At 35.0% G+C, this 23,433-nt stretch carries 21 protein-coding genes; 19 read left to right on the top strand and 2 right to left on the bottom strand.

The annotated features are described in order from the left end of the window. Window positions 1-80 precede the first annotated feature (80 nt). The gene (locus KW2_RS11450) at window positions 81-809 is read left to right on the top strand and encodes a pseudouridine synthase (RefSeq protein ID WP_021038021.1); all 729 of its coding nucleotides are present in this window, start codon (window positions 81-83) and stop codon (window positions 807-809) included. Between the two features lie 83 nt (window positions 810-892). Here the strand turns inward: KW2_RS11450 and KW2_RS11445 are convergent, their stop codons facing one another. Next, on the bottom strand, window positions 893-1,507 hold the full coding sequence (locus KW2_RS11445; RefSeq protein ID WP_011836138.1) for a TetR/AcrR family transcriptional regulator: 615 nt from the start codon (window positions 1,505-1,507) through the stop codon (window positions 893-895). A gap of 419 nt (window positions 1,508-1,926) precedes the next feature. Between KW2_RS11445 and KW2_RS11440 the strand changes: the two genes are divergently transcribed. From KW2_RS11440 to rpiA, 6 genes are all read left to right on the top strand, one after another. Beyond that, complete coding sequence (locus KW2_RS11440; protein ID WP_041168755.1) at window positions 1,927-6,228, top strand: 2-hydroxyacyl-CoA dehydratase; 4,302 nt, start codon at window positions 1,927-1,929, stop codon at window positions 6,226-6,228. Between the two features lie 230 nt (window positions 6,229-6,458). Continuing rightward, a complete protein-coding gene (locus tag KW2_RS11435; protein ID WP_011836136.1) occupies window positions 6,459-6,662 on the top strand; it encodes a hypothetical protein in 204 nt (67 codons plus the stop codon). Window positions 6,663-6,681: 19 nt separating this feature from the next. After that, window positions 6,682-7,119 carry a universal stress protein gene (locus KW2_RS11430; protein WP_021038019.1) on the top strand — a complete coding sequence of 146 codons (438 nt, stop codon included), beginning with the start codon at window positions 6,682-6,684 and terminating at the stop codon, window positions 7,117-7,119. A gap of 62 nt (window positions 7,120-7,181) precedes the next feature. Continuing rightward, on the top strand, window positions 7,182-8,402 hold the full coding sequence (locus KW2_RS11425) for an MFS transporter (RefSeq protein WP_021038018.1): 1,221 nt from the start codon (window positions 7,182-7,184) through the stop codon (window positions 8,400-8,402). Window positions 8,403-8,488: 86 nt separating this feature from the next. Next, window positions 8,489-9,172 carry a Crp/Fnr family transcriptional regulator gene (locus KW2_RS11420; RefSeq protein ID WP_011836134.1) on the top strand — a complete coding sequence of 228 codons (684 nt, stop codon included), beginning with the start codon at window positions 8,489-8,491 and terminating at the stop codon, window positions 9,170-9,172. A gap of 83 nt (window positions 9,173-9,255) precedes the next feature. After that, entirely contained in the window at window positions 9,256-9,930 is a 675-nt protein-coding gene (gene rpiA / locus KW2_RS11415) for a ribose-5-phosphate isomerase RpiA (RefSeq protein WP_021038017.1), read from the top strand. A gap of 24 nt (window positions 9,931-9,954) precedes the next feature. On the opposite strand, the gene KW2_RS11410 is transcribed toward rpiA, so the two are convergent. Beyond that, a complete protein-coding gene (locus KW2_RS11410; RefSeq protein WP_021038016.1) occupies window positions 9,955-10,395 on the bottom strand; it encodes an NUDIX hydrolase in 441 nt (146 codons plus the stop codon). A gap of 816 nt (window positions 10,396-11,211) precedes the next feature. Between KW2_RS11410 and KW2_RS11405 the strand changes: the two genes are divergently transcribed. From KW2_RS11405 to KW2_RS11350, 12 genes are all read left to right on the top strand, one after another. Then, window positions 11,212-12,255, top strand: a complete 1,044-nt coding sequence (locus KW2_RS11405; RefSeq protein WP_021038015.1) for a DNA cytosine methyltransferase — start codon at window positions 11,212-11,214, stop codon at window positions 12,253-12,255. After that, window positions 12,252-13,340, top strand: coding sequence for a DUF262 domain-containing protein (locus tag KW2_RS11400; RefSeq protein WP_021038014.1), 1,089 nt, complete (start codon window positions 12,252-12,254; stop codon window positions 13,338-13,340). The genes KW2_RS11405 and KW2_RS11400 overlap by 4 nt, the downstream gene beginning before the upstream one ends. Beyond that, window positions 13,333-14,118, top strand: a complete 786-nt coding sequence (locus KW2_RS11395; protein ID WP_021038013.1) for an MAE_28990/MAE_18760 family HEPN-like nuclease — start codon at window positions 13,333-13,335, stop codon at window positions 14,116-14,118. The genes KW2_RS11400 and KW2_RS11395 overlap by 8 nt, the downstream gene beginning before the upstream one ends. Before the next feature lie 233 nt (window positions 14,119-14,351). Continuing rightward, window positions 14,352-14,618 (top strand): hypothetical protein, encoded by a 267-nt coding sequence (locus KW2_RS11390; protein ID WP_021038012.1) that lies wholly within the window; start codon window positions 14,352-14,354, stop codon window positions 14,616-14,618. Next, the gene (locus KW2_RS11385; RefSeq protein WP_021038011.1) at window positions 14,618-14,977 is read left to right on the top strand and encodes a hypothetical protein; all 360 of its coding nucleotides are present in this window, start codon (window positions 14,618-14,620) and stop codon (window positions 14,975-14,977) included. The genes KW2_RS11390 and KW2_RS11385 overlap by 1 nt, the downstream gene beginning before the upstream one ends. Beyond that, entirely contained in the window at window positions 14,968-16,326 is a 1,359-nt protein-coding gene (locus KW2_RS11380) for a hypothetical protein (RefSeq protein WP_021038010.1), read from the top strand. Before KW2_RS11385 ends, KW2_RS11380 begins: the two co-directional genes overlap by 10 nt. A gap of 11 nt (window positions 16,327-16,337) precedes the next feature. Beyond that, a complete protein-coding gene (locus KW2_RS11375) occupies window positions 16,338-16,595 on the top strand; it encodes a hypothetical protein (RefSeq protein WP_021038009.1) in 258 nt (85 codons plus the stop codon). Window positions 16,596-17,210: 615 nt separating this feature from the next. Next, entirely contained in the window at window positions 17,211-18,086 is an 876-nt protein-coding gene (gene mreC, locus KW2_RS11370) for a rod shape-determining protein MreC (protein ID WP_011677272.1), read from the top strand. Window positions 18,087-18,164: 78 nt separating this feature from the next. Continuing rightward, the gene (mreD, locus tag KW2_RS11365; RefSeq protein ID WP_011836131.1) at window positions 18,165-18,692 is read left to right on the top strand and encodes a rod shape-determining protein MreD; all 528 of its coding nucleotides are present in this window, start codon (window positions 18,165-18,167) and stop codon (window positions 18,690-18,692) included. 103 nt (window positions 18,693-18,795) lie between these two features. Then, window positions 18,796-20,169 (top strand): CHAP domain-containing protein, encoded by a 1,374-nt coding sequence (locus KW2_RS11360; RefSeq protein WP_021038008.1) that lies wholly within the window; start codon window positions 18,796-18,798, stop codon window positions 20,167-20,169. Between the two features lie 121 nt (window positions 20,170-20,290). Then, the gene (gene asnB / locus KW2_RS11355) at window positions 20,291-22,168 is read left to right on the top strand and encodes an asparagine synthase (glutamine-hydrolyzing) (RefSeq protein WP_021038007.1); all 1,878 of its coding nucleotides are present in this window, start codon (window positions 20,291-20,293) and stop codon (window positions 22,166-22,168) included. Between the two features lie 11 nt (window positions 22,169-22,179). After that, window positions 22,180-23,406, top strand: coding sequence for a carboxylate--amine ligase (locus tag KW2_RS11350; RefSeq protein ID WP_011677268.1), 1,227 nt, complete (start codon window positions 22,180-22,182; stop codon window positions 23,404-23,406). Window positions 23,407-23,433: the final 27 nt, after the last annotated feature.

Genomic DNA, 23,433 nt, shown 5'->3' with positions numbered 1-23,433 from the left:
AGCAAGCTGACAAGGACTACCCTAAGTGGGAAATTATCGTTCCCGCTTCGTTCGGTTATTAGCTATGCTATAATAAAGGCATGAGACTAGATAAATTTTTAGCAGAAAGTGGCCTCGGAAGCCGGAGTGAAGTCAAAGTTTTATTGAAAAAAGGGCGCGTGACCGTTGCTGGTGAAATTCAGCGAGATGGCAGATTTCAAGTGGATAAGAATTCCAGACAGGTGGCTTTTGACGGTCAAATTTTAGATTACCAAGAATATTATTACTACCTATTGAATAAACCGCAAGGAGTCGTATCCGCTACGAAAGATAATGTTTTTAAAACAGTTGTTCAACTTTTATCAGAAAAAGATTTTCGTAAGGATATTTTCCCAGTCGGACGTTTAGATAAAAATACCGAAGGACTTTTGATTTTAACCAATGATGGGGCTCTTGGCCATGATTTAACTCAACCCAAAAAACACGTTGAAAAAGAATATTTTGCACGAATTGATGGAAAAGTTACTGACGAGATTATCAATAAATTTGCTGAAGGTTTGACTTTGAAAAATGGTGAAAAAGCAAGATCAGGAGAATTATTTGTTGAGAAAACTTACAAAGGCGATAGCCAATCCGGCTGGGTCAGTGAAATTCGAGTTATTATTCATGAAGGAAAATTCCACCAAGTCAAACGGATGTTTGAGGCAGTTGAGATGTATGTCCTTTATCTCAAACGAATTCGGATGGGCAATTTAGCTTTGGATTCAGATTTAGCTCTGGGAGCTTATCGTCCTTTAACAATCGAAGAGATTGAAAACTTAAAAAAATAAAAGTTACTGATGAAAATTCGAAGGTATCCGTAAGCTAAAGTGCAACGGCTATCCTCTGACAGAATTTTTCGTCAGTAACTTTTTTAATTTTCACGATTAATATTAACTCCAAGCACAGTCAGATGACCATTAGAAATTAATTTGATGATGAGATGAGCAAAATCCCGAGCGGACATTTGTGTCGAAGAAGAGACCCACCAATCTAATGTTCCGACCAAAATTGAACTAATATAAGAAATCACGAAGTCATTAGGAACTACAACATCTTTTTCTCTAACTTCCAATTTCTCAAATAACTCAGTATAACGCTCAGATAAAATTTCCAGAAATCTATTTTTCAAACGTTGATCATGTGCTCTGTCAGTAATCATTTGTGCAACCTCTGGTTTATCCTGAACAAATTCGTAAAAGCGACTCAGGACAGTTTCAATTTCCTTGACGTGAACATTATTTCCATCGACCAAATTTTGTTCATCCAAAATACCAGTAAAACTAGCCAAAAATTGGTCAATCAAACTATCATATAAATCTTGTTTGTCAGCATAATGAGCATAAAAAGTTGCTCGATTAATCATGGCTGAATCGGCAATTTCTTGAATTGAAATTTTTTCAAATTTTTTCTTGCGCAACAAAGTAAAAAAAGCCTGACTTATCAATTTTCTTGTTCGTTTCACGCGCAAATCATCTGATTTAACCATAAGAACCATCTTTCCATTATCTAGTGGGCAAAGAAATTATGTAATCTGCTTTGTCTAATTTTTCACATCATGCGATTATCTCCATTATAATCAAAAAAAAGCTTAAAGTCATTTAAGTATTTAGTCAAAACATTTTGTCATTCGATGTCAAAATCTTTTAACATAATCAACAGCTTGTTTTAAATTGTCGTTTATGTGACAACCACGCCCTTTTTGCTGGTTGATTTTCTTATGACAAATGATAAAATGAACATATAATAAGATAAGCAACAGACCGTTTAAATTACTTTTTATCAAAATTCTGCGCCTAAAAGATAAATTAGATAAAAAATCTAATTTGCCGAAAAATGAATATTAAGGATTTAGAGGACTTGTTCAAGTGATATTTCTCACATAACTAGGAGACCATCTTGACACAAATTTATAAAACAGGGATTGACGTTGGTTCAACCACAGTAAAACTCGTCGTTTTTGACGAAAATTATAAACTCATTTTTTCACGTTACGAGCGCCACTTTTCTGACGTTAAAGCAGCAACCATTAAAGTATTCAATGATTTTATTGCCGAACACGGAGATTTAAACTTAGAATTAGCCATTACCGGTTCAGGAGGAATGGGACTTGCAGAAGTCATTGACGTTCCCTTTGTCCAAGAAGTGATTGCCTCATCCATTACCATCGAAAAATTCATTCCACAAACAGATGTCATGATTGAGCTTGGCGGCGAAGATGCCAAGATGACTTTTTTTGACAATGGGACTCAAGAATTACGGATGAACGGAACTTGTGCTGGTGGGACAGGTGCTTTCATTGACCAAATGGCTGCCCTTTTGAAAGTTGATGCTAATGGTGTCAATGAATTAGCTAAAAACTATGAAAAACTCTATCCAATCGCTTCACGTTGTGGTGTTTTTGCCAAAACTGACGTTCAACCCCTTTTGAACGAAGGAGTGCGTCGTGAAGATATAGCAGCCAGTATTTTCCAAGCTGTTGTCAATCAAACCATTGCTGGTTTAGCCAGTGGTCGAAAAATCAAAGGCAATGTCGCCTTTCTTGGCGGTCCACTCTTCTTTATGAGTGAATTGCGCAAACGTTTCATTGAAACACTAGACTTAAAAGAAGAAAATATTATCTTCCCAGAAAATCCACAACTTTTTGTGGCAATGGGAGCAGCGCTTTATGAAGAAACAAGCCAAAAAACGGCAACCGAACTCATTCATAGTTTGGAAAATGATGATTCTGATAGTTTGATTCCCCAAGACACCATGGATAAGCTCTTTGAAAATCAAGCTGAACTTGATGAATTTCGTGCGCGCCATGCCAAAGCAACAGCTAACTATAAGAACTTGTCTGAACATCATGGAGCTGTCTTCTTAGGAATTGATGCCGGCTCAACCACAACAAAAGTCGTTCTTATTGATGGTGAAGGAAATATTCTTTATGACCACTATGGTTCTAATAACGGTGAACCACTTGAATCAGTTATTAATATTTTAAAAGATGTTTATGCTAAACTTCCAGCGGACGTTTACATTGCCAAGTCAACCGTAACCGGTTATGGCGAACATCTGATTAAAGCTGGTCTTCACGTGGATTATGGTGAAGTCGAAACCATGGCTCACTACAAAGCAGCTGATTACTTCAATCCAGGTGTTGATTTCATTCTCGATATCGGCGGCCAAGACATGAAAGCCATGCGAATCCGTGATGGTGCTTTATCTAGTATTCAGCTCAATGAAGCTTGTTCATCAGGTTGTGGCTCATTTATTGAAACTTTCGCCCATTCGCTCAAACATGACGTTCGTGAATTTTCACAAAAAGCGCTTTTAGCTGAACATCCAGTAAATCTTGGATCACGCTGTACAGTCTTTATGAACTCAAAAGTCAAGCAAGTTCAAAAAGAAGGAGCGACAGTTGGCGATATTTCCGCTGGACTTTCCTACAGTGTCATCAAAAATGCCCTCTATAAAGTTATCAAGGTAAAACGTCCCGAAGAACTTGGTAAGAAAATCGTTGTTCAAGGGGGAACTTTCTACAACGAAGCCGTTTTGCGTGCCTTTGAAAAAATTTCTGAACGTGAAGTTGTCCGTCCAAGTATCGCTGGACTAATGGGAGCTTATGGTTGTGCTTTGATTTCTTTAGACAATGAAGAAACACACAAAGAATCAGAGCTTTTAAAACTTGATGAATTAGAAAAATTTACCACTCATAAAGAATTTATGGTTTGTGGACTTTGCGAAAATAACTGTAAAATGACACTGACGGTCTTCAATGATGGCAATAAGTTTGTAACCGGGAACCGTTGTGAACGTGGTGCTGAAAAAGCAACAAAAGTTAAAGTCGCTAAAAAAGACAAAAAAGTTAATTTAGTTGATTATAAATATAAAAAACTTTTCCGTTACCATAGTTTAAGTAAGAAAAAACAAACTCGTGGAGAGATTGGGATTCCGCGCGTGCTTAACATGTACGAAAATTATCCGCTTTGGCACACGATGCTAACAGACCTTGGCTTCCGTGTTGTTTTGAGCCCACGCTCAGACAAAGAACTCTTTGAAGAGGGAATTGAAACTATTCCGTCTGATACTGTTTGTTACCCAGCAAAAATGAGTCACGGACATATCATGGCTTTGATTAAACAAGGTGTGCCAACTATCTTTTATCCTTCAGTCCTTTTTGAACAAGAAGAACAAAAAAATGCTCAAAATCATTTCAACTGTCCAATTGTCCAATCTTATCCAGAAGTTCTTAAAAATAATATTGACGAAATTCGTGAAGGACAAGTCAATTATCTTCATCCATTTATTAATTTGGCAAATCCTGACGGTGTGGCAGTCAATATCCATAAGTCTTTGACGGCTCAAGGATTTACTGTCAGTCTTGAAGAAGTAAAAGCTGCTGTTCAACATGGTTTTGAAGAAATGGATAAATTCAAAGAAGACTTACGTCTTAAAGCCGAAGATTTACTGATGCAAATCAATTTGAACAATGAAAAAGCCATTGTTCTTGCAGGACGTCCTTATCATTTGGACCCAGAAATAAATCACGGAATTGCTGACATTATTACTCAAGAAGGATTCCATGTGCTGACAGAAGACTCTATCAGTCATTTGGCCGAAGTTTCTGGTTTACGAGTGGTCAATCAATGGGTCTATCATAGTCGTCTTTATGCAGCCGCAAATGTCGTTTGCAAAAATAAAAATTTAGAACTTGTGCAACTTAATTCCTTTGGTTGTGGTCTTGACGCAGTGACGACTGACCAAGTTGAAGAAATCATGCGTGGACACAACAAGCTTTATACCGTTCTAAAAATTGATGAAGGTTCAAATATGGGAGCCGTTCGGATTCGCTTGCGTAGCCTTAAGGCAGCAGTATCAGAGCGGACACGTCACAACATTGAAGCGACAACCGAAGTTCACGAACTCGTTCCAGAAACCCCAGCCTTCACAAAAGAAATGGCTAAAAAACATACCCTTCTTTTACCAATGTTGTCACCAATTCACCAAGAAGGACTATTGGATACAGCTTTTGCTGCTGCAGGTTATAATGTAGTTTCTCTGCCAGAAACAAATACTTCTGTAAATAACGGCTTGAAATTTGTTAATAATGACTCATGTTATCCAGCCATCATCACTATCGGTCAACTTATCGAAGCTCTCCAGTCAGGAGAATATGACCTTGATAATACCTCCGTCATGATGACCCAAACCGGTGGTGGTTGTCGTGCAACTAACTATATTCCTTTGTTGCGTAAAGCTCTGATTGATGCAGGGTTCCCGCAAGTTCCAGTAGTTTCTCTCTCAATGGGAAATCAAGGGACAGAAAAAGGCTTTAAATTCACGGTTCCATTACTGACACGCTTTATGATTGCTGTGCTTTACGGCGATTTGTTTGAACGTGTTGTCTATCGGACACGCCCCTACGAAGCAGTAAAAGGTTCGGTCAATGATTTACATGCAAAATGGCTAGAAAAAGCTCGAAAAAATGTAGAATCAGGGTCAATCTTTGAATTTAATCGCAACATGAAAAAAATCGTTGCAGAATTTGACCAAATTGAACTTCTTGATATTCAAAAGCCACGAGTGGGTGTCGTCGGCGAAATCTTAGTCAAATATAGTAAAACTGCTAATAATGATATTGTTTCCATTATTGAAGAAGAGGGCGGCGAAGCTGTTGTCCTTGATTTAATTGGTTTTATGAATTACAGTTTATACAATCAAATCTGGAAAGCAGATGAGATTGCCTTTAGTAAGAAAAATAAACTCATGGCTAAAACCTTTATTGGAATCATCAATATGCTAGAAAAACCAATGAATAAAGCTTTGAAGGCATCAAATCGTTTTGATTCAATAGAGTCAATTTATGACGTTGCATCCTCTACTGAAGAAGTGATTTCAATAGGAAATCACACTGGTGAGGGCTGGTTCCTTACTGGAGAAATGATTGAACTTTTGCAAAAAGGAGTGAATAATATTATTTGTCTTCAACCTTTTGGTTGTCTCCCAAATCACATTGTTGGTAAAGGAATGATGAAAGAACTTCGTCGTCAGTATCCAGGGGCTAATCTTGCGCCGATTGATTATGACCCAGGAGTTTCTGCTGTCAATCAATTGAATCGAATTCGTTTAATGATGACCACTGCTAAAAAAAGAATGAACAAAGTTTCTGATTCAGTTGAAAAATCAGAAACAGAGTCCAAATTAGAAACTGCTCAAGCATATTAAAAAGAAAATATAAAAGATACTGACAGCTTTGTCAGTATTTTTCTTTTTCCGAATAGTAACAAATGTTATCAATGCTCGTTATCAATTCTTGGTATCAAAGATTGATATCAAAAATTGTTGTCGCGCTTCGTATCATTTTTGTTTAGAATGATTGAGTAACTTAAAAACATTTGAGAACATCTGACCTTTGTTTCTCAAAAAATATTGTTATTTAAGAAAGGAATTTCAAAATGAAATTTGAATTTAAAGGACTCTCTTCATACGAAGAAAATTCAACACCAAACTATGTCGGCGATACAAAAGTACGTAGCGTCATTCAAGACTTTGTCAACATGGATGAAGCAATCGAATTTGTTTCAAATCACCACGGTTTTGTAAAAACCGAAGATGGCAAATTTGCTTTTGAAGTAAGAAACATCTCTGCCATCGGTTAATTAGATAAGGATAGCTAGTATGGAACAAAAATATTCAAGAATTTTAGTTGGTATGGATGGTTCAGCAGAATCACTTAAAGCTTTCGATGAAGCAGTTAGAATAGCTAAACGTAATGATGCTGAACTTATTCTTGCTAATGTTATTGAAAAACGTTCATTTCTTGCTGTGAACACTTACGACACAATTGCCGAAGAACAGCATGAAAATGGGACAAAACTTTTATTGCAACAGTTTGCTAAGGAAGCCCTTGAGAAAGGATTAACTGATGTTAGAACCCTTCTGGAATATGGCTCACCTAAAGTAGCAATGGCAACAAAGATTCCCAAACAAGAGAACGTCGATTTGATTGTTATTGGCGCAACAGGGATTAGTTATATAGAGCGTGTAGTTGTTGGGTCAGTTGCAGCATATATTGTTAATCATGCCAAATGCAACACACTCATCGTTAGAAAATAACATATTTACTTAATTCACTTACAAAAAAGAGCAGAAGCTCTTACTTAGAAATGGAAAAAATCATGGAAAAAGAAAGTATTTTTACACCTACTTTCGTAATCAACACGCTTATTAGTTTTTTATTTTATATTGTTTTTTATGTCTTAACTTCTTCAATAGGAACTTATGCACTTCAACAACTGCATCAATCAACAGTTGTAAGTCTTTCCTTGTCAAGCGTTTTTGTTATCGGGGCCCTTATTGGTCGGGTCTGGACAGGGATTAATATCACACGTATCGGAATGAAACGTTTGCTTTATATTGGTGGAATTATTTTTCTTGTTTTAACCTTTGGCTATTATTTGACAACCAATATTCCCTTACTCTTTTTGATTCGAGTGATTCAAGGAGCTGGTTTTGGGATTGGGGCAACGGCGTCAGGAACAATTGCTGGACACGTTGTGCCAGCTTCACGTCGTGGTGAAGGGATTGGTTATTATGCCTTATCCGTTACCCTTGCAGCTGCAGTTGGTCCAGCATTATCAATCATGATTTATTCTTCACTTGGCTTTGGCTCTTTACTTGGAATTGCTCTTGCTTTGCTAGTTGTTACGTTCATCTTGATTTTCTTTGTTCGTGTCAAAGAATTTTCAGATGCAGAGCGTGCCTATGCTTTAGAACATGAACCCAAAGGGGTTGAGCGTTATATTGAAAAATCAGCTCTTCCTATCTCAATTATTGCATTCTTAGCTGGATTTATTGACTCGGCCATCTTAACGGGAATGGGTTCATTTTCTACAGACCTCAAGATTCCACTTGCAGGTTCATTATTCTTCACCATGTATGCAATTTTAATTTTTGTATCACGTCCATTCACTGGTCGTCTATTCGATACTAAAGGTGATAACTGGATCTTTAATCCAACCTTTATTTTCTTTGCTGTTGCCATGCTTCTTGTTGGACTTGCCGGATTCTTTAGCCCAGCCATTGGATTCGTTGTCTTGTTGATTGCTGGGGGAGCTTTCGGACTTGGGTACGGTGGTGTCGCACCATTTGGTCAAGCAATTGCAATTCGGGATTCAAGTAAGGACCGTATTGGTGTCGCAACTTCTACCTTCTTTGGCTTTTTAGACTTAGGGGTTGGTGGAGGACCAATCGTTCTTGGAGCGATTATTCCGATGTTGGGAAATGGGATGCTAGGTTTCCGAAACTTATATCTTTATAGTGCGCCAGCAGTTGTAATTGTTTGGATAATATACTATCTTATTCACGGTAAACATCAAAAATCAAACTCTGAAGTTTGATTTAAATGATTTACATAAAACATGTTATAATAAAGGGGCTACAGCCCTGTATATGGCGAAATAAATGAATAAAAAATAGCGAGTAGATGAGTTTTAAAATGAAAGAAATGGCAAACGTAAACATTGAATATCTAATCAATACACTGGAACAAAAAAAAGTGAGTGTTGTAACACGCAAAAAACATAGTTATATCATGTATCAAGGGATTGAATCAGAATATATCTATGTACTCAAAGATGGTGTAGCGAAGATTAGCAATATTTTAAGAGATGGTCGTGAATTTAATATTGCTTATGTTGCGGAGCCTGACTTTGTTTCTTTATTGGAAGAGAAACAAAACGATGGAATTTCAGCATTATTTAATGTACGAATTGAGTCTCCAACAGCCAGTTTTTACAAAATTTCACGCAGTGATTTTTGGAATTGGGTTCGTGAGGATTTGAATTTATTCAGAGTTGTTGATGACTTTTATAAACGAAGACTAGCACTTAATTTAGAAATTCTTCAAAAGATGACAATCAATGGTAAGAAGGGAGCGGTTTGCGCTTGCCTTCACAGTTTGATTGATGATTTCGGAATAAGAAAAAAAGATGGAATTCTGATTGATTTTACCGTCACTAATGAAGATATTGCAGGTTTTTGTGGTATTTCTACACGAAATAGTGTTAACCGTATTCTTCATGATTTAAAGGATGAAAAAGTAATTGGAGTGATTGATAATAAAATTATGATTTATAATCCTCAATACCTAGAAGAATATATTAGTTAATATAAATAAATAAAAAAGCTACTTTAAGTAGCTTTTTTGCTATAATTAAGTCAGCGTGATATCGAAATATTTAAGGAGGTAAAATGGAAAATTTAAAAAAACAAGTTGGGATAAAAGCGGCTGAATTTGTTAAATCAGGAATGGTTGTTGGCTTAGGAACAGGGTCAACAGCAGCCTATTTTGTAGAAGAATTAGGGAGAAGAGTTGCTGAAGAACAATTAGAAATTACAGGCGTGACAACTTCTAGTGTGACAAGTGAACAAGCAAAAGCGCTGGGAATTCCTTTAGCTTCAATTGATGAAGTAGATTATGTTGACTTGACTGTTGATGGAGCGGACGAAATTGATTCTCACTTGAATGGTATTAAAGGAGGCGGAGCGGCACTTTTAATGGAAAAAATCGTTGCCACTTACTCAAAAGATTATATTTGGATTGTTGATGAGAGTAAATTATCAGAAAATCTTGGTTCTTTTAAAGTTCCGGTAGAAGTTATTCCTTATGGCTCAGAGCAATTATTTAAAGAGTTTGAAAGAGCTGCTTATGCTCCCACTTGGCGTTTAAATGAGGAAGGGGAGAAATTAATAACAGATATGCAACACTTTATTATTGACCTTCATATTGCAAAAATTGAAAATCCCCAAAAACTTGCTGATGAACTTGATTTAATGGTCGGAGTTGTGGAACATGGTCTCTTTAATGATATGGTGAAAAAAGTGATTGTCGCCGGTTCTGACGGAGTAAAAATAATCAGTCAATAAAAAAATCGTCTTACTGACGATTTTTTATTTTTTCAACCATTCTTGAACTCCCCATTTATGGGAGCCACGTTTGAGTTTGCTGATAGCTGTTTCTGGCTCAAACCAACTGATGTGATTGAAATCTTCGAGTGGTTTAGAATCAAAGTGAACATTTTTAGTCTCATAGATATAAGCAGGATTATAAAAATATTTATTTCGATGTGAACTATAAAAATACTCATCAGCCTGGCCTAGGAATTCTCCGATTTCAGCAGTAGCTCCCAATTCTTCCATAAGTTCACGGTGAAGCGCTTTTTCTTGATCTTCTCCAGCTTCAATTTCACCTCCGGGAAGAAAGTAAGCTCCGTTAGGGGCTTGAACAAGGCAAATTTCTTTGTTCTCTCTTGCTACAATTGAGTAGACGCCATATCTTGCTTGATAGTCTTTTCCTTCATTCTTTTCGCCAAAAACTGGAATATGATTCATAAAAATTTTCCCCCAAAATTGATTTACATGATAAAAGTTAAATATTTCATCATGTGAAAACCGCTTACAAAAATTTATTACTACTATTCTATCAAAAAACTGACAAAAAGGCTAGCAAGCCCTATGATAAGGGATATTGAAGATTTGAAAAATAAAAACTAACCAAAAAACTAACCAAGCAATAAGATGTGTGTAAAATTTATAAAATAAAAAGCCACTTGAAAAAAATCTAGTGGCTTTTTATTTTGCAAGTTGCTGATACTTCAACACATTTCGAGAATTATGGAATGGTTTTATTTAGGAAGAGTAAGAAGGAGAATCGCACAAAATAAACAGTTTATCATATGTAACATTTTTTTACAAGCTATAAGGTGCTTTAAATTGGACACTTTATGGACACCAAATTTACAAAATAAAGGGCTACTATTTTAAGAATAAGTAACCTTTTATTTTGTAAATTTTTTAGTTTTCAAAACTAATTTAACAAATCATCTTGAAATGCTATAATACTGAGAAAAAAGACTATTATGAAATCATGGTTCGCTATACTGCCAAGTTATTCTCCAATAGTCAATGCTGAATTTTAAAAAAAGAATTAACCATAAAATCAACCCAAAAATAAAGAAGTATATAGGAGTATTTGTGATGATAAATATGAAAAATTATAAAATAACAAAAAAGTTATAAGAGAATTTATAAAATATAAATTTGGAGGTAATGAATTAATGTATAGTATCGTAATTCATTATAGAATAATCAAATTATTTCTATCGACAAGAGGACATTATTTTGTTATAATGAAATTGGAGAGTTAACATGAATATAAATGCTATTGACCTGTTTTGTGGTATTGGAGGTTTGACTTATGGAATACAGCAGGCAGGAATAAATGTGGTTGCAGGTTTTGATTTTGAGAAATCGTGCCAATTTGCATATGAAAGGAATAACAATTCAAAGTTCATACATAAAGATATAAAAGAATTAAAAGATGACGAGCTATTATCCTATTATCCAGAGAATACTGATATCAGAGTCTTAATCGGTTGTGCTCCATGTCAGCCTTTTTCTGCATATAGTCATAGATATAAAAATAGTGAGACACGTAAAGAAAAAATGGACCTCTTGGATTATTTTGGAAAGCAAGTTAGACTGGTTCAACCTGATATTGTATCTATGGAAAATGTTCCACAATTGGCTAAGGAAGAGGTTTTCAAAAGATTTTTATCATTATTAAAAAAAGAAGGGTATGAAGTTGAATGGAAGGTGGCTTTTGCACCAGCTTATGGGATTCCACAAAATAGAAAGCGATTGCTCTTACTAGCTTCAAAGATTGGTGAAATTAAATTTCAGGATGAGCTTACACCGGAAAATTTTCCTACTGTTCGAGATGCTATCGGATTTCTTCCCAAAATAAAGGCGGGAGAAGTTGACCCAAAAGATTTTTTGCATCGTTCTAGAAGATTAACAGAAATTAATTTAAAACGTATAAAAAGTTCAAAACCTGGTGGAACTTGGAGAGATTGGGATGAGGCCTTACTTCCAAATTGTTACAAAAAAAAGAGTGGTCTAAGTTATGGTTCTGTTTACGGAAGACTTGAATGGGATAAGCCTTCTTCCACTATAACTACTCAATTTCCGGGATATGGAAATGGCCGGTTTGGACATCCAGAGCAGGATAGAGCGTTGAGTCTTCGAGAAGGTGCCATACTTCAAACGTTTCCTAGAGATTATCAATTTGTTGATAATAATGGGAAAATCTCTACTCAAAAGATAGCAATGCAAATAGGTAATGCAGTTCCACCAAAACTTGGAGAAGTAATAGGAAAAAGTATTTTTAAACATATTGAGGGATTAAAATGAATAAACAAATTTCTATATTTGAAGAGGAAGATAAAAAAGCTCTACAAGAGCAAATTAATCAGTTTCAAATTGAACTTGATTATGATACGAGAGATTATCCAATAAATTATATAAATTCCCTATTCAATGAAGGCGAAATATATGCTCCCTCATACCAACGGGAACAGTCACAGTGGGATATATTTTTCAAGTCTAGATTTATTGAGTCATTAATATTAAATTATCCAATTCCAATGTTATTCTTAGCTGATAATGAAGATGGTAAAATGGAAATTATTGATGGCTTACAAAGAATTTCAACCATTGCAGAGTTTTTGGGTGTGGATGATGATGAAAGTAGTGAGTTTGAATTAGATAAATTAACTAAAATACCACTACTGAATGGTAAAGTTTTTGCTGAACTTCCAGATTCAGAGCGTCGTCGATTAAAAAATAAAGCATTAAGAGTTATTGTTTTGAAAAAAACAACTCCGGAAGACGCGAGAAGAGAATTGTTTGACAGGTTAAATACTAGTTCATTAAAAGCTAAACCGAGTGAAGTTAGATATGGTAGAGAAGAAAATAATGAGTTAATGAGATTGATAGTAGAATTATCTCAAAATTCTGATTTCATAGAAACAACGAATCTATCAAAACAAATGTTAGGTAAAAAAGAAGATTATGAGCTTATAGCAAGATTTTTTGCATATAGTTATAATAGGCATTCTTTCAAAGGAAGGGTTGCAAACTTTGTTGATGAATATATTTCTTCCGCAGGTAAAGAGTGGACAACCAAAAAGAAAACAATGTTTACTCAAGATTTTAATAGTACGATGAAATTTGTAAACGAAAATTTTGAAAGAGGTTTCCAAAAAGAAGATAGGGATCAAACTCCTCATGTCAGATTTGAAGCGATTGCTGTTGGTGTAAATTTGGCACTGAAGAAAAAACCAGATCTCAAGATAAAAAAAGAACGTCTTTCTCAGTTCCTGTTAAGTGATGATTTTAAAGATTGGACCACGACAGACGCAGCCAATAATAGAAAAAAAGTCTTAAGGAGAATTGAAGGCGTAAGAGATGCCTTGTTAGAAATATGTGATGAATGAAGAATTTGAAAAGTTAAAGGGTGAGATAGATAGATTTTATAACTTCTTAGAATACTTATCATTAAGACAAATTGGTTTAGGCAATGATGAATATAAAGTAGTTGACTGTAATATTTTAGAAAAAGAGGAGTTTGATTCACTGTTCAAGTCAATGAAATCAAATTTAGTCATTATGTTGTATAACCTTGTGGAATCAACTGTTAGATTGACAATGTATGGTTATTATGATAATTTCAACAATACAAAAAAGGCTTACAAAAATGTTACTGAAGAAGTTCGAAAAGTTTGGATAAAATATTCATCAAAGACTTTTAATGAGAATAAAATACAACAGCAAGTATTTGAAATGATTGAATCTGCTATAGATAAAGAGTATTTTTTAGAATTAGATTCCCAGAAATTTCATTTGTCTGGAAATGCAGATACGCAGGAGATTAAAGAAATTTTAAAAGTTCACGGTCTGAAGTACGATGAAACGAATTTTAAAAATTGCGGATGGAGTTTAAAGTCAATAAAAGATATGCGAAATAGTCTTGCTCATGGTAATATATCATTTGAAGATAATGGTAAGACATTAGCGATAAGTGATATTAAATTATATAAGGAACAAACCTATGAATGTCTAACTTACTTTATGGAAGTAGTAGATAATGCTATAAGTACTTCAAATGCTAATATATTTTTGTCAGGAAATCAAAGAAATAAAAGTAGGCATCAAAAAATTTATTCTAGTAATAATGGAAAAAAAAGAAGAAGAATGATGAAAAAAAGAACTTAAATTTGTTGTTCTTTTTTTCATCATTCTTTTTCTTTCAAGTAATGTGAACAGAGATAGCAACAGGATTCTGAGTTGGTAAAGAAAAACGATAAACCTTAGTGGCTTTTTATTTTGTAAATTTATCTTTAAAGATTATCTCATGTTTTATTTTAACAACACACATTAATCATTTGCTAATTTTTTGTATTTTTTGTAAAATAAATGTAAATAATGGATAAGGATGAATTATAAGAATGCCAAAAATTAGTTCTAGTACAGCTGTCGCAGAAAATGCCATTTCAAAATTACAGGGTTCAACTTTCTCACATCAAGGACAACAAGTCGAAACTTCAGGGAGTACATTGAAGTGTATGAGCTCAGCAAAAACGCTGAATAATGATATGCTTAAAGATTTAAATGAATTGGTTGAATCGATTCAAGGACAGGCAAAAAAAGTAACAGGACTAGCGAAACTGATTGAAAGTCGAGATCAGTTAGACGGTCAAAGTTGGGGGTTCTAATGGCAAGAGATAAAAATGCTGACAAACGTTTAGAATTAAATCGGCAAATTGCTAATAAAGAACATCGCTTGGAAGAGTTGAATCAGGAAAAACAAAACTATATTCGTCAAATCGAACACTATCAAAATGAAATGAATCGTCTTTATCGTGAAGAAGAGGAACTCTATTATAATATTGAGCAAAGTGGGCGTTCATTGGGTTGGAATGCTTCGTCTTGGCGAGAAGTTCGACGTGCCATATTAGGCTTTTCAAGAAGTCAATTAGAACAAATGGAACAAGATTTTCGTAGTGAAGCGTTCCAAATTCAAGACGAGATAGAAACTACTCAAAGAGAAAGGGATGTTTTACCATGGGATTAAAATACACAAAAGCTGATGGGGAAAGCCTTGTTTCAGCTTTAACCACTAATGTTTCAAGCGCTGAAGAGATTATCAATGATTTGCAAGAAGGGGTTAACCACTTACTATCAGTGGTTGGAGAACCTTTTAATTTTAGTGGTTTGTCAGGTCAAGCTTATCAAGCAGCAAGAACTTTGTTTGAAGCGGTTGTTGTACCGATTTTGTCAGAACTTAAAAGTGCGACCGAAACGATTCAATCGGAATTGACGACCTACGAAAATAGCATTAAAGCCTTTGAACGCTATCCAGATGCAGTTTATGATAAAGAAGAATTTGAACGTTTGCTCGATGTTAAGCGTCAGCAAAAGGCTTTGACTGAAAATCATATTAATATATTCATGCAAGCTTTAAGTACAGCTGTTGCAAAGACAGCGACTGAGAACCTTATTTTTGAAGGTAAAGGCTTGGAAAGTGTCGTTAATCATTATGAAAAAGAAATTCATGAGTTGGAAGATAAAATCCAAATCTTGGAAACAGTAGAAGGTCAAACGAGTTCACTCTTTGAACACAGTTTACAGGATTTTCAACAAGCGTTACAGGGAGCTAAAGCGCTAAAACAAAGCTCATTTGATTCCAAAGGGAATTTCACGTTTAACAAGAATCAAGATATGAGTTGGTACAAAAAGCTGACTGGCAAAGATGTTAGTGATTCATTAATCTCTAAAAAGGATGATGAGATTACACTTGAAGACCTTTTAACTGGTAATGTCTCAAAAGAAAATCAAGATACACTTGAACACTTGAAAAAGTTAGCTGAAGCGACAGGTTTATCACTTGAGGCTGTTTGGAAAATGTTTGTTAAAGATAAAAAGCATGAATTCAACGAAAATTATCAAATGCTTAAGAATTTTATCAATTATGGTCAAAATGAGTGGGATAAAGCTTTTGATGACCCCACTATCCATGATAATGATAAAATTTCAACAATTGTTGTGAGTTATGAATATGGGGGAATTGATTACACTGTTGCTTATGTTATAAATGAAACAACAGGAGAATTGATTGAGCAACCAACAAACAGTCCTTTAAGTGGCTTGCTTGCATTGCTTGGTGGTGTAGATGACGGAACATCTGATGATAGATTAGATCCTGTTAAAAAAATCCAACTTGCGATTGGAGGGAATTTCTCTTCAGCTGCAGGAATTTTAGGTTCTTTAAAAATAAGCGAACGAGATACAATAACTGGTAAAGAGTACTTGGACGATAGAAACTTAGAAAAAGAATTAGCAAAGGAAAAAGAGGAAATCAGACGCAAACAAGAATTATCTAATTCTAGCCTTAATTGGAATGGCTCGATTTTAAATAAATAGGAGTTATTAATATGTCACTGACTGAAAAACAAAACAAATACGTACTTAGAATGTTAGCAATTAGACATCAAAGAAAATTCGGCTCTGGAACAGACGAGGAAATGAGAGCTCTGTACGATGCTTCCTATGATATTGCGACAAAAAATTTTGGAGCTACAATGCGTACGCTAATTCTTAATTTAGAGAACTTAGAAAAAATTCAAAAAAAAGGGTTAGCTCCTAGAGTAAAAGAACTTTTAGTTGATTTAAAGCAAGATTACGAGTTTTAAAAAGAAAAAGCCCAAAAGGGCTTTTTTCTAGACGCTAAAAGAGCGTTTCTTCTTACTCTTGATACTAATATAAATATTGTCATTTTTTGAGTATAGCTCATATATTTCGTTACTTGTTGAAACGGGAATTTCAATAAAAAAATGAAACTGCGGGTTATTCAAATGGACAAATGATTTTACAAATTTAAAACCGCGTGACTAAAAAAGCAAGAAAATTTAGCTAATAAATTGAAAAATTTTAATATACTATAAGAAAAATACAGTCACTATGATAACTAACCAAAAACTAACCAAAAATAATTATTTCATGGATATTTACTGACCTTTATGTGAAATAGAAGATGGGATAAAAACAGCGAAAAAGAACGTATTGAAGCCAATAGACCTTCACCATAAGATTTTTTTACGCCATTCTATCAAAATTCTGTCAAATTTGATAAAATAAGGTACGAGTAAGAAGAACTTATACAATGATCATATTGAAAAAATATAATTCAAGAAGAGAGATGTTATAAGAGGTGTTTTTGCATTGGGCAAAAAGCGATGTGAAATCACATGGCTTTCGAACCTAAAAGAGAAGGGTTTGAAACGTATTACTGAAGGGAACCTAGAATAGTGAAAAAAATTAACTTAAGTAAGCTTATTATTATTGCACTCATTATCATTATTGCAGCGATGTCAGCAATTTTTATTTCAGCCAAAAATTTTAAGTCCAATAAAAATCCGTCAGCAATGACCCAAACAATTAATGACGGGACGAGTTTTGTTGACCGAGTTCTTGTTGCACCAATCCATTTTGTACAGGACAAAGCAAATGAGCTTTCAAACTTGATGGATACTTATCAGCAAAATCAAAGCCTGAAAACTCAACTAGCAAAATCAAAAGATGATGATAATAAATTAAGTGGTCTTGAGTCGGAGAATAAAGAATTAAAGAAAGCTCTGAAACTTCAAGAAACACTTACTGACTATCAGACAGTTGCAGCTAATGTCATTACTCGTGAGCCAGCGTCATGGAATGATACACTGGTCATTGATAGCGGAAGCAAAGATGGCTTGAAAAATGGCATGATTGTAATGGCAAATGGTGGTGTTGTCGGGCGCGTTACCCAAGTAAACAAAAGTAGCGCAAAAGTTGCTCTGTTAAGTTCATCTAAAGGAATTGAAAATAAAATTCCTGTCAGAATTGAAAGTGACGGTTCTCCAATTTATGGTATTTTGAGTAGTTATGATTCTCAACAACAAGCCTATGTTATTAAGAATATAGATTCTCAAGGGAAATTCAAAAATGGTGATTCGGTATTTACCAGTGGTTTGGGTACTAACTCAGGCAGTGAGGGTGGAACACCAAGTGGACTTTTGATAGGGACTGTTATTGGCGAAAAGCAAGACAGTGATGGTCTTGGCAAAATGGTCTATGTTAAACCCGAAACGAATCTTTACGATATTAGATTTGTCTTTGTTATTAAGAGCAAAATTGACGGTCAGTAATTTAAAAGATGACTTTTTACAGGTTAAACATAAACATCAATTTGTTTAGAAAATAACTAGAATACAAGGAATTAAGTAGTGAGTCGATTTACATTTCAATTTTTTAGTCCAATTATTCTTTTTTTGTTAATGATTTTGGACGGTCAGATTACCCATCTTTTAACGGGGTTAAGCAGTGGGACGTGGGTACCAGTGAGTCATTTATTTTTGATTTTTCTAATGTATAGTGTCACTCAGCACAGGCCAAGCTATATCATTATCTTAGCGGCGATTTTGGGTGCAATCTATGATAGCTATTATTTAGGTATTTACGGAATTGCGACCTTATTGTTCCCACTTATTGCTCTTTTTGTATATAATATACAAATAACTATATTTACTAATCGCTGGACACGGCTTTTTACAACAATTATTATTGTGACCGCTTTTGAAGTTTTTAGTGCAATCATTATGACAGCTTTCGGATTTGCCCAACTTCAGTTTATCAAATTTGTTGTTTACCAGTTAGCGCCTACACTTTTGCTCAATATTATCTTAGCTGTAGCCTTACAATTCCCTTTAGAAATCTTTTACAGATTAAAGAAAAGTCATGTAAGATACAATTAGAAAGTGTTTTGTAATCATAAAGAAATATTAAGGTGGGGTAGGAATAGTATAATATGTTTATTCAACCGAACTTAATGGGAGGAAAAATTAAAAAAGAACAGTTATGAAAAAAAAGATTATCTCAGCTATTTTAATGTCTACAGTGGTACTTTCTGCTGCAGCCCCGTTGTCAGGTGTTTACGCTGACACAAACTCAGATATTGCTAAACAAGATGCGACAATTTCAAGCGCGCAATCTGCTAAAGCACAAGCACAAGCACAAGTTGATAGCTTGCAATCAAAAGTTGACAGCTTACAACAAAAGCAAACAAGTACTAAAGCACAAATCGCTAAAATCGAAAGCGAAGCTAAAGCACTTAATGCTCAAATTGCTACTTTGAACGAAAGTATCAAAGAACGTACAAAGACATTGGAAGCTCAAGCACGTAGTGCTCAAGTTAACAGCTCAGCAACAAATTATATGGATGCTGTTGTTAATTCAAAATCTTTGACAGATGTTATTCAAAAAGTAACAGCTATTGCTACTGTTTCTAGTGCCAACAAACAAATGTTGGAACAACAAGAAAAAGAGCAAAAAGAGCTTAGCCAAAAGTCAGAAACTGTTAAAAAGAACTACAACCAGTTCGTTTCTCTTTCACAAAGTTTGGATTCTCAAGCTCAAGAATTGACTTCACAACAAGCTGAACTCAAAGTTGCGACTTTGAACTATCAAGCAACAATTGCAACTGCACAAGATAAAAAACAAGCTTTATTAGATGAAAAAGCGGCTGCAGAAAAAGCAGCTCAAGAAGCAGCTAAAAAACAAGCGGCTTATGAAGCTCAACAAAAAGAAGCAGCACAAGCACAAGCAGCTTCAACAGCAGCAACTGCTAAAGCTGTAGAAGCAGCAACTTCATCAGCCTCTGCTTCATCTAGCCAAGCTCCACAAGCAAGCACAAGCACTGATAATACAACATCAAACGCTAGTGCCTCAAGCAGTTCTAATAGTTCATCAAACTCAAGTTCAAGTTCTAACAGTTCATCAAGCTCAAGTAATTCTAATGCTGGTGGGAATACAAATTCAGGCACTAGTACTGGAAATACTGGAGGAGCAACAACTGGTGGTAGCGGTATAAATAGTTCACCAATTGGAAATCCTTATGATGGTGGTGGATGTACTGACTATGTATGGCAATACTTTGCTGCACAAGGAATTTATATCAGAAATATCATGCCTGGTAATGGTGGACAATGGGCTTCTAATGGACCTGCCCAAGGCGTACTCCATGTTGTAGGAGCTGCTCCTGGTGTTATCGCATCAAGCTTCTCAGCTGATTTTGTTGGATATGCAAACTCACCTTACGGCCACGTAGCTATTGTAAAATCAGTTAATTCAGATGGTACAATTACTATCAAAGAAGGCGGATATGGTACAACTTGGTGGGGACATGAACGTACTGTAAGTGCGTCTGGTGTTACTTTCTTGATGCCAAACTAGAAAAAAGTCTTAATAAATAAAAAATAGTGGTTTGATAGTGGGGAATAATTTTCCTTCTGTCAAATCATTTTTTATTATTGTGGTATAATAATAAGGAAAAATGATAAGGGGATAGATACAAATGTGTGGAATTGTCGGCTTTATTGACCGGATGGATCAAAATGATAAATCAAAAACTTTAGAAGAAATGATGGATACAATCGCTCACCGCGGTCCAAGTAGTTCAGGTGAATTTATTGACGAAGGAGCAGCAATTGGTTTTCGTCGCCTGAGTATTATTGACCTTGAGGGTGGAGATCAACCTATCTTTAATGAAGATAAAACTAAACTTATAACCTTTAATGGAGAAATTTATAATTTCCGTGAATTGCGTGAAGACCTTATCTCTAAAGGTCATGATTTTACTACTCACGCTGATACAGAAGTGCTTTTACACGGTTACGAAGAATACGGTGTAGAGCTTCTACAAAAACTTCGTGGAATGTTTGCTTTCGTGATTTGGGATAGAGAAAAACAAGAATTGTTTGGTGCACGCGATCATTTCGGGATCAAGCCTCTTTACTATACTCAAATGAACGGAACTTTCATGTATGGTTCTGAAATTAAAAGCTTTTTGAAACATCCAAACTTCAAAAAAGAATTAAATAAAGAAGCTTTGAAACCTTATATGACTTTCCAATATTCTGCTCTTGATGAAACTTTCTTTAAAAATGTTTTTCGTATCAAAGAAGGACATTACTTTACATATAAAGATGGGGTTTTAGATATTAAACCTTATTGGGATATGAAAGTTGATGAAAAAGATATGAGCTTGGAAGAATCAATTGATTTGATTGATAAGACTGTTTTGGGTTCTGTTGATGCTCATAAGTTCGCTGATGTTGAAGTGGGTGCTTTTGTATCAAGTGGTGTGGATTCTAGTTATGTTGCTTCAACGCTTCGTCCTGAACACACTTATTCTATTGGTTTTGGTCAAGGGACTTTCAATGAATCTAAACAAGCCAAACAATTAACTGATATGATTGGTTTGAATAATACTTCTCGTGAAATTCATGGGGATGAAGCTTTTAAATATTTCCCACAAATTCAATATTATTTAGATGAACCAGATTCAAATCCTTCTTGTGTTCCTCTCTTTTTCCTTGCTGAATTGGCAGCTCGTGATGTACGTGTTGTAATGAGTGGTGAAGGAGCAGATGAGCTCTTTGCTGGTTATGAGTCTTATGGATTTAGTACCAATTCTCGTGCCGTTCGTGTCTTTGCAGAAGGTTTGAAGAAATTACCAAAATCTTTACGTTTCTCAATTGCGCGTGGAATCGAAAATAAACATTTCAAAGGACAAAAGCATCTATATGAATCACTTGCACCAGCTGAGGACTTCTTCATCGGGCAAGCAAAAGTATTTGATGAGTCTGAATCAGTTGAGCTTTTGAAAGAAGAATTCCAAGCGGCTCCAACAGTCAAAGAAATTGTTGGAAAAACTTATAAAAAAGCACCAGAAGGTTCTGAACTTCGTAAAATGCAATATCTTGATATGCACCAATGGATGCCAGGAGATATCTTGCTTAAAGCAGATAAAATGGCTATGGCACATTCACTTGAATTACGTGTCCCATTGTTAGACATTGAATTGATGCACACAGCTGAACAAATTCCTTCTAAATTCCTTTTGAATGAACACAATACAAAATATGCTTTCCGTCAAGCAGCTCGTCGTCATTTGCCAGAAGAATGGTCAAATCGTAAAAAATTGGGATTCCCAGTGCCAATTAAAGACTGGTTAAGGGAAGAGAAGTATTATAAAGTTGTTCGTCAATTGTTTGAACAAGACTTTGTTGCAGAATTTTTCGACCAAGAGAAACTTTTGAAAATGTTGGATGATAACTTTGCAGATAAAAATGATGCTCGTCGTAAACTCTGGACAATTTATTCATTCTTGACTTGGTATGATGTTTACTTCATCAATAATGGTGAAAAACCTGCTGTGGTTAATTTTTAAGGGAGGTTTTTGTGTCACAAACAATTGAATTTCAACCTATTCTGTTAGGTTCTGATATCAACGTATATGGAATGGCTCGTTCATTTCATGAAGAATTTGGGATTACTTCTCTTGCTTTAAGTGCTTCTGGATTGGCACCCACAAAGTATTCGAAAATCGTTGAAGTGCAAACACATGAAAATTTTGACCATGAGGAAACTTTTATCCAAGTTCTTCGTGATTTCGCAAGTAAACATAAGGATGATCATAAAAAATATCTTTTAGTGGCTTGTGGGGATGGCTATGCTTTACTTGCTTCGAAATATCGTGATGAACTTTCCGAATTTTTTGAAGTGCCTTATATTGAGTACTCTCTTTATCAACAATTAGAAAATAAACCTGATTTTTACAATATCTGTGAGCAGTATGGCTTGCCATATCCTAAAACGGTATTGGTTAATCCTGAATCAGAAATAGATTCTCTAGTGGACAGTTTAACTTTCCCTTACCCAATGATTTTAAAACCAGGGAATTCCATTTCTTACTTGGACGTTCATTTTGAAGGACAAAAGAAGGCTTTCACGATTGAATCAAATGAAGAAATGAAGTTAATGCTTCATCGTTGTTATGAAGCCGGTTATCCTGATGAAATGATTATCCAAGACTTTATTCCTGGTGGCGATGAAAACATGCGTGTTTTGAATGCTTATGTAGATAAAAATCATAAGGTAAGAATGATGTGTTTAGGTCATCCTTTGCTTGAAGATCCAAGTCCAAAAGCAATTGGAAACTATGTTGCGATTTTGCCTGATTATAATGAACAAGTCTATCAACAAATTCAGGAATTTCTTGAGAAAATTGAGTACACAGGCTTTGCGAATTTCGATATGAAGTATGATCCGCGTGATGGTTCTTATAAACTTTTTGAAATTAACTTACGTCAAGGGCGCAGTTCATTTTATGTTACCTTAAATGGGTATAATTTGACCCGTTATTTGGTGGCTGACCGTATTTACAACGAAGCTTTTACTGAAACAGTTTATGGTAAAGGGACTAAGCTTTGGTTGGGAGTTCCTAAAAAAGTATTGCTTAAATATGTGAATCCGAGCTTTAAAGAGGAAATTCGTCGTTTTGTTAGCTCAGGAAACTATGGAACAACTTTATTTTATTCCAAGGATAACTCTCCTAAGCGTTACCTTTTGATGAAATATGCTTTTCATCGTTATATTGGGGCCTTTAAAACATATTTTCACAAATAAAAATTAAGAATAAGAAGGACAGGGGGA

The sequence above is a fragment of the Lactococcus cremoris subsp. cremoris KW2 genome (assembly GCF_000468955.1).
Lineage (GTDB): Bacteria > Bacillota > Bacilli > Lactobacillales > Streptococcaceae > Lactococcus > Lactococcus cremoris.
Note: the sequence above shows the minus strand (reverse complement) of the source record. Positions and strands in the feature narration are given on the sequence as shown.

Excerpts from the sequence above, each read along its gene's own strand:
- KW2_RS11450 (WP_021038021.1), top strand. The coding sequence starts at position 81 with ATGAGACTAGATAAATTTTTAGCAGAAAGTGGCCTCGGAAGCCGGAGT.
- KW2_RS11445 (WP_011836138.1), bottom strand. The coding sequence starts at position 1,507 with ATGGTTAAATCAGATGATTTGCGCGTGAAACGAACAAGAAAATTGATA.
- KW2_RS11435 (WP_011836136.1), top strand. The coding sequence starts at position 6,459 with ATGAAATTTGAATTTAAAGGACTCTCTTCATACGAAGAAAATTCAACA.
- KW2_RS11430 (WP_021038019.1), top strand. The coding sequence starts at position 6,682 with ATGGAACAAAAATATTCAAGAATTTTAGTTGGTATGGATGGTTCAGCA.
- KW2_RS11425 (WP_021038018.1), top strand. The coding sequence starts at position 7,182 with ATGGAAAAAGAAAGTATTTTTACACCTACTTTCGTAATCAACACGCTT.
- KW2_RS11420 (WP_011836134.1), top strand. The coding sequence starts at position 8,489 with ATGAGTTTTAAAATGAAAGAAATGGCAAACGTAAACATTGAATATCTA.
- rpiA (WP_021038017.1), top strand. The coding sequence starts at position 9,256 with ATGGAAAATTTAAAAAAACAAGTTGGGATAAAAGCGGCTGAATTTGTT.
- KW2_RS11410 (WP_021038016.1), bottom strand. The coding sequence starts at position 10,395 with ATGAATCATATTCCAGTTTTTGGCGAAAAGAATGAAGGAAAAGACTAT.
- KW2_RS11405 (WP_021038015.1), top strand. The coding sequence starts at position 11,212 with ATGAATATAAATGCTATTGACCTGTTTTGTGGTATTGGAGGTTTGACT.
- KW2_RS11400 (WP_021038014.1), top strand. The coding sequence starts at position 12,252 with ATGAATAAACAAATTTCTATATTTGAAGAGGAAGATAAAAAAGCTCTA.
- KW2_RS11395 (WP_021038013.1), top strand. The coding sequence starts at position 13,333 with ATGAATGAAGAATTTGAAAAGTTAAAGGGTGAGATAGATAGATTTTAT.
- KW2_RS11390 (WP_021038012.1), top strand. The coding sequence starts at position 14,352 with ATGCCAAAAATTAGTTCTAGTACAGCTGTCGCAGAAAATGCCATTTCA.
- KW2_RS11385 (WP_021038011.1), top strand. The coding sequence starts at position 14,618 with ATGGCAAGAGATAAAAATGCTGACAAACGTTTAGAATTAAATCGGCAA.
- KW2_RS11380 (WP_021038010.1), top strand. The coding sequence starts at position 14,968 with ATGGGATTAAAATACACAAAAGCTGATGGGGAAAGCCTTGTTTCAGCT.
- KW2_RS11375 (WP_021038009.1), top strand. The coding sequence starts at position 16,338 with ATGTCACTGACTGAAAAACAAAACAAATACGTACTTAGAATGTTAGCA.
- KW2_RS11360 (WP_021038008.1), top strand. The coding sequence starts at position 18,796 with ATGAAAAAAAAGATTATCTCAGCTATTTTAATGTCTACAGTGGTACTT.
- asnB (WP_021038007.1), top strand. The coding sequence starts at position 20,291 with ATGTGTGGAATTGTCGGCTTTATTGACCGGATGGATCAAAATGATAAA.